Raw genomic sequence first — 6,335 nt, forward strand, 5'->3', positions numbered from 1 at the left:
CTACTCTGCGGCTTCGAGGAATCGATCGTCGATCGAAGCGTCCGCTTCCCAGCTTTTCAGTTCGGGCAGCACTTCTTCGGCGAAGAGCCGCATGTTCTTGCGTGCCTCGTCCTTGGGCATGCCGCCGAAATAGACGTGCGGGAAGAATCCCTGCGGCTTGAAGATCTCCTTCAGCTCCCACAACCGCTCGAGGATCATCTGCGGTGTGCCGGTGACCGCGCCCTTCGAGAAGTCCTCGACGTAAGGTTCGACCGCCTCGGGAGCGAGGACCATCTTCTCGTAGTGCTCGTAGCCCTTGATCGTCGGGAAGACCCCGGGCGTGTCGAGGTGATAGTTCTTGATCGCCGCGCGCATGGTGTTGCCGAGGTACTTGCGGCCCTGCGCTTCCGCGTAGTCGCCATCTTCGTCGATGTAGAAGTTGCCGCTAAGCATCGGCGGCGGCGGGCTCGAATCCGCGCCGTTCACTTCCTTCCATACCTCGGTGTACTTGTCGGGCGCGACGTCCTTGCCGCGCTGCGGCAACATCAGCACCATATTACCGCAGCCCATCTTGGCGGCCGTGTACATCGAGTTGCCCGACAGCGAGCCGCAGAACTTGCGACCCTCGAAGCTCTTGATCGGCCGCGGGCGCAGCGTGCTCTTGGCGATGTGCGCGAACGCTCCCTGCCCTTCGATCACGCCCGTCTCGAGCGCGGTGCAGATCATCTCGAGCCCGTCATTGTAGCGTTCGCGGCTCTGGCTCATGTCGATGCCAAGTCCGGCAAATTCATGCTGGGCGAGGCCGCCGCCGAAGCCGAGGATCGCCCGGCCGCCCGAAAGGATGTCGAGGTTGACGATCGCCTCGGCCGTGCGGACCGGATTGTGCCACGGCACGATGATGCACTGGGTGCCGAGCTTCACGTGCTTGGTCCTGCCGGCGATGTAGGTCAGCAGCTGCAGCGGATCATTCGACATCGAGTAGTCGCTGAAGTGGTGTTCGGTGATCCACACCGAATCGAAGCCCAGCTCCTCGGCCATGACGAGATTGTCGATTTCCTCGCGGATGAAGTCCGCGTCGGACCCGCCCTGCCGCCCCTGGAAGGCAAATCCGGTTGCCAGGCCTACGTGCATCTCTCTCTCCTCTGTTCCGCACCCCGCGCGGACTTTGTCAAAGTCAATCTGCGCCTTTTTGCCGCGAGTCGCAATTCCCGCCTCGCGTTTGCGGTAAGCCGCAGCTAGGGCGCCCGCCATGCGCATCGACCTGATTCCCGCGGGCGACAATCCGCCAGAAAGCCTCAATGTCGTCATCGAAGTGCCGGTCGGCGGCGAGCCGGTGAAGTACGAGTTCGACAAGGCATCGGGCGCGCTGTTCGTCGACCGCATCCTCCACACGCCGATGCGCTACCCGGCGAACTACGGCTTCGTGCCGCACACGCTGAGCCCCGACGGCGATCCGCTCGACGCGCTGGTCGTCGCGCGCAGCCCGTTCATTCCCGGCTGCGTGGTGCGCGCCCGGCCTATCGGGGTGCTCAACCTCGAGGACGAGCACGGCGGCGACGAGAAGTTGATCTGCGTGCCGGTCGATACGACGTTTCCGTACTACTCGGACGTCGGCGAGCGGCAGGACCTGCCGTCGATCGTGCTCCAGCAGATCGAGCACTTCTTCACCCACTACAAGGATCTCGAGGCCGAAAAGTGGGTTCGCGTCGGCCAATGGGGCGACGCCGCCGAGGCGCGCCGGATCGTGCTCGAGGCGATCGAGCGGGCGAACGCGGCGAAAGCCTAGCTCACTCCTGGGGGCGGCCCGCGTCGAGCAGGTCTTTCTTGTCCGACGCTTCGGCGCGCTCCTTCTCGACCATTTGCGCGACCGCCCTCTCGGGAGTCACGTCACCGTCCTCCCCCTTCGGCGCGTCCCGTGGCGCGGGCGGGCGTTGCGCGAGCCGCTCGCCCGCTTCCATGCGCACGTGGGTGATCGGATCGGGAATGGCGAGGCCGTTGTCTTCCAACGCCCGCTTCACCGCCTCCAGCGCCCGGCTGCGCCCTTTGCCGAAATCCGTTTTCGACTGGTCGAGCCAGCCGAGGAACTGGATGGCGATGTTGGGGTAGAGCGCGTCCTTGACCAACGCCGCCGGCGCCGGTTTGTCGAGCACGAAGTCGAGCGACTTCAAGGCGTCGAGCCCGCAGTGGCGCGCCTTAGCGGGGTCGGCCTTGGTGTCGATCTGCAGCGTAAAGTCGAAGCGGCGGTGCGGGTTGCGGGTGAAGTTGAGAATGACTGCCTTGAACACGGTCGAATTCGGCACTCGCAAATGATTGCCTTCGGGGGTCATCAGGATCGTCGCCCGGGTGGTCAGGCGCACGACCCGACCCTCGCAATTGTCGATCCGGACCATGTCGTTGGCCTGGAACGGCTGGCGCAAGCTGAGCATCAGCGAGGAGACGTAGTTCTCGATCGTGTCGCGCATAGCGAAGCCGAGCGCGAGACCGACCACCCCCGCACCGCCGAGCACCGCGCCCAGCAGCGTCCCCGCGCCGAGCATGTCGAGCGCGATGACGATCCCGCCCAGAACGAACACGAAGCGGATCGCGCTGGCGATCAGCTCGGCCAGGAAAGGGTTGCGGGCGACTCGCAGCCACAACCCGCCCAGCCCGGCCATGAGGTAGCCGACGGCGCCGATTAGCAGCGCGACGAGTAAGGCGGCGCCCAGGAGCGGCAGGGAGCCCACAATTCCCGTGAATTTGTCGGAGACCTTCCTGAGCCCGGCGACCCCGCTGCCGACCGAAGTATCCCGGACGATCTTGTTTTCGACCGTGACCACACCCGACACACGGCCGGCGATTCCTTCGGCCTTCGCCTTGTCGCGCGGGTCTTCGACCGCGCCCCGCAGGGTGACCACGCCCTGTTGCACCTTCACGGTGACCCGGGCGAGGCTTGGGAGCTCGGAGAAGATTCCGCGAATCCGCCGCGCGATTCGCGCATCGGAGTTGTTGGCCGCCTCGGTTTCGATCGTCGGTCCCACGGAGGGCGCCGGACTCGGAGAAACCTTCGGCGCGGTCGTGGGAAGGATCTGTGCCGCCGACGAGCCGGTCGCGGAAAGCAACGCCAGCGCAGCCAGGACGATGATAAAAAAATGGCCCGCCTTCATCGCCTGCATAGCGACGAGGGGCGGGACTTGGTTCCCGGTATCAGCCGATCAGAACAGCGCCAGCAGAAGCTTGATCAGGCCGGTCACCACAAACGGAAGGCCGATCGCAGCGATCCACAGCACCGCAACATCGCGCGTGAACAGCGGCGCCAGGTCCTCCCGCGGAGTGTCGGTATCGGCGAGCCGCTCCCAGCGCTTCTCGAACAAGCGGCAACCGGGAATGATCGCGGCGACCAGCAGCACCAGCCCGAAATAGGGCAGGATCGAACCATGCTCGCTCTTGAGCGCGCCCATCGTCACGAAGATCTGCAAGCCGGTGTAGACAAGCAGGGCGTAAGCAACATGGTCGCTCATCCGCCGCTTCCAGTCGATCGCCTTGCGGCTCTTGCCGCTTTCCTCGATCGCGGACTCCCACAGCGCCTTGGCCATCCTCGCACCTCTCCTTGCCCGCAGGTGAATATTTCAGAGCCCGCGGGCGCTGGCAAGCGAGATAATCGCCCGCTGGCCGACGCGTTCCGGCGCAATTGCGAAACGCCATGCAGGAATCTTGCCAATCGGGCTTCAACACGTAGCTTTCCATGATAAACGGGCCACCGATGACAACGCTCGACACGCATCCGATCGACACCGCCGTCCTCGCCAGCAAGATGGCCGAGGCCCCGGCCAATGCCGCGCCGCCGATTCCGCAAGGCGGGCTCGAGGTGATCTCGATCGCCAAAAGCTACGACAAGCGCAACGTCCTCTCGGACGTCTCGCTGACCGTCGGCAAGGGCGAAGTGCTCGGCCTGCTCGGCCCCAACGGCGCCGGCAAGACGACCTGCTTCTATTCGATCATGGGCCTCGTTCGCCCCGATTCGGGTCGCATCCTGATGGACGGCGTCGACGTCACCAAGCTGCCGATGTACCGCCGCGCCATCCTCGGCCTCGGCTACCTGCCGCAGGAAACCAGCATCTTTCGCGGGATGACCGTGGCGCAGAACATCGCCTGCGTGCTGGAGATGGTCGAGCCCGACAAGGAGGCCCGGCTGGCCGAACTCGACAAGCTGCTTGAGGAATTCCACCTGACCAAGCTGCGTGACAGCGCGGCGATGGCGCTTTCCGGCGGCGAACGGCGCCGCTGCGAGATCGCCCGCGCGCTGGCCGCAAATCCCTCGATCATGCTGCTCGACGAGCCCTTCGCAGGCATCGACCCGCTGTCGATCAACGACATCCGCGACCTCATCAAGGACCTGAAGCGGCGCGGGATCGGCGTGCTGATCACCGACCACAACGTGCGCGAGACGCTCGATATCGTCGACCGGGCCTGCATCATCTACGGCGGTCAGGTGCTGTTCGCAGGCAGCCCAGAGGAACTGGTCGCCGACGAGAACGTGCGCCGGCTGTACCTTGGCGAAAGCTTCACTCTGTGAGCCGCGCGCTTCCTCATTAGCGATGGCGCTGGGTCCGCGCCTCGACTTACGCCAGTCGCAATCGCTGGTGATGACGCCGCAGCTGCAGCAGGCGATCAAGCTGCTGACGCTGTCGAACCTCGAGATCGAGGCCTTCATCGGCGAGGCGCTCGAGGCAAATCCCCTGCTCGAGGCCGGCGAGATGCGGATGGAGCGCGCCGCCACGCCGGACGAGGTGCGTGAGGATGCGCCTGACGACCCGACTTCCGACCAGCTGATCGAACGCGGCCGCGGCGAAGCGGATTCCCCGCTCGACATCGATCCCGAGTCGCTCGACCGCGACCGCGACACCGGCGACTGGTCGGCCCAGACGGGCGGCGGCGGCTTCGACGACGACCTGCCCGACATATCGGAACGCCCAGACGACGCGCCCACACTGGCCGAGCACCTCGCAGCCCAGGTGGGCGCGGCCGCGCCCGATGTGCGATCCGAGTTCGTCGCCCGCCACCTGATCGGCCAGCTCGACGAGGCCGGGTATCTCACCGTGCCCTTGCGCGAAGTCGCCAGCGATCTCGGCGTCGCGCTGGCCGAGACCGAGCGGGCGCTCGCGGTCGTCCAGTCGCTCGACCCGACAGGGGTCGGCGCGCGCACGCTCAGCGAATGCCTCGCGCTGCAGGCGAAGGAGGCGGACCGTTACGATCCGTGCATGGAACGCCTGATCGGCAACCTCGACCTCGTCGCCCGCGGCGAGTTCGCCCGGCTCAAGCGAATGTGCGACGTCGACGACGAGGACTTCGCCGACATGCTCGCCGAGCTGCGCGGCTATGACCCCAAGCCCGGCCTCAGGATCGGCGGCGGCGAACGCGAGCCGGTGGTGCCCGACATCCTCATCTCGCCGGGGCCGAAAGGCAGCTGGACGATTGCCCTTAACGAAGCGACTCTGCCGCGCCTGGTGGTCAACCGCCGTTACTACGTCGAACTCAAGGACGGCTGCCACGACAAGGCGGCGAAATCCTGGTTGGGAGAGAAGCTCGCCGACGCCAACTGGCTGATCAAGGCGCTCGACCAGCGGCAGAAGACGATCCTCAGGGTGGCCGCAGAGATCGTCAAGCAGCAGGACGGCTTCTTCCGCAAGGGCGTGTCGATGCTGCGCCCGCTCACCTTGCGCGCCGTGGCCGAAGCGATCGAGATGCACGAATCGACCGTCAGCCGGGTGACCAGCAACAAATACCTCCTCTGCGACCGCGGGACTTTCGAGCTGAAGTACTTCTTCACTAGTGGCGTCGCTTCGGCCGACGGCGAGAGTTCGATCTCGGCCGAAGCGGTCAAGGCGCAGATCCGCGCGCTGTGCGACGCCGAAGCGCCCGACGACATCGTCAGCGACGACAAGCTGGTCGAACTGCTGCGGGATAAGGGCTTTGACCTCGCCCGCCGCACGGTCGCCAAATACCGCGAGGCGATAGGCATCGGCAGCTCGGTGCAGCGGCGGCGGCAAAAAAAGCTGTCGAGAGCCGGCTGAGGGGACGTTTCACCGCGTTTCCGCCCCCGCCGGACCCGAACGCGTAAGACTACGTGTTGCCGAAAAGACTCGGGCCAGGCGTTAACCTTTTAAACCGGTTATTAACCTTTTTCGTTGAGACCTTGCGTGGTTAATACCGGGCAATCCCCGTTAGCGGGGTGTTACCGAGGGGTTGCAAAGGGGGCATATGCAATGCGCGTACTGCTGATCGAGGACGAGCCGACTACCGCCAAGGCGATCGAGCTCATGCTGACGACAGAGGGCTTCAACGTCTACTCGACCGATCTCGGCGAGGAGGGCTTGGAC

Annotated in this window: 6 protein-coding genes and 1 pseudogene; 4 read left to right on the top strand and 3 right to left on the bottom strand. The window is 65.2% G+C overall.

Annotation, left to right across the window (positions count from 1 at the left end):
- Positions 1–1,110: an LLM class flavin-dependent oxidoreductase gene (locus tag G7B69_RS13735; RefSeq protein WP_166180238.1), complete on the bottom strand. Its 1,110-nt coding sequence runs from the start codon at positions 1,108–1,110 to the stop codon at positions 1–3.
- Positions 1,111–1,228: 118 nt separating this feature from the next.
- On the opposite strand from G7B69_RS13735, the gene ppa reads away from it, so the two are divergent.
- The gene (gene ppa / locus G7B69_RS13740) at positions 1,229–1,765 is read left to right on the top strand and encodes an inorganic diphosphatase (RefSeq protein ID WP_166180241.1); all 537 of its coding nucleotides are present in this window, start codon (positions 1,229–1,231) and stop codon (positions 1,763–1,765) included.
- Position 1,766: 1 nt separating this feature from the next.
- Here the strand turns inward: ppa and G7B69_RS13745 are convergent, their stop codons facing one another.
- Positions 1,767–2,996: a mechanosensitive ion channel family protein gene (locus G7B69_RS13745; RefSeq protein ID WP_243415182.1), complete on the bottom strand. Its 1,230-nt coding sequence runs from the start codon at positions 2,994–2,996 to the stop codon at positions 1,767–1,769.
- Positions 2,997–3,170: 174 nt separating this feature from the next.
- The gene (locus tag G7B69_RS13750) at positions 3,171–3,551 is read right to left on the bottom strand and encodes a hypothetical protein (protein ID WP_166180245.1); all 381 of its coding nucleotides are present in this window, start codon (positions 3,549–3,551) and stop codon (positions 3,171–3,173) included.
- A 218-nt stretch (positions 3,552–3,769) separates the two neighbouring features.
- On the opposite strand from G7B69_RS13750, the gene lptB reads away from it, so the two are divergent.
- The 3 genes and pseudogenes from lptB to G7B69_RS13765 form a co-directional block, all read left to right on the top strand.
- The gene (gene lptB, locus G7B69_RS13755) at positions 3,770–4,531 is read left to right on the top strand and encodes an LPS export ABC transporter ATP-binding protein (RefSeq protein ID WP_166180263.1); all 762 of its coding nucleotides are present in this window, start codon (positions 3,770–3,772) and stop codon (positions 4,529–4,531) included.
- Positions 4,532–4,553: 22 nt separating this feature from the next.
- Positions 4,554–6,029: an RNA polymerase factor sigma-54 gene (gene rpoN, locus G7B69_RS13760; protein WP_166180247.1), complete on the top strand. Its 1,476-nt coding sequence runs from the start codon at positions 4,554–4,556 to the stop codon at positions 6,027–6,029.
- Between the two features lie 192 nt (positions 6,030–6,221).
- Positions 6,222–6,335: pseudogene (locus tag G7B69_RS13765) on the top strand (DNA-binding response regulator); the annotation flags it as partial.

It is taken from the genome of Croceibacterium segetis, assembly GCF_011320115.1.
GTDB lineage: Bacteria > Pseudomonadota > Alphaproteobacteria > Sphingomonadales > Sphingomonadaceae > Croceibacterium_B > Croceibacterium_B segetis.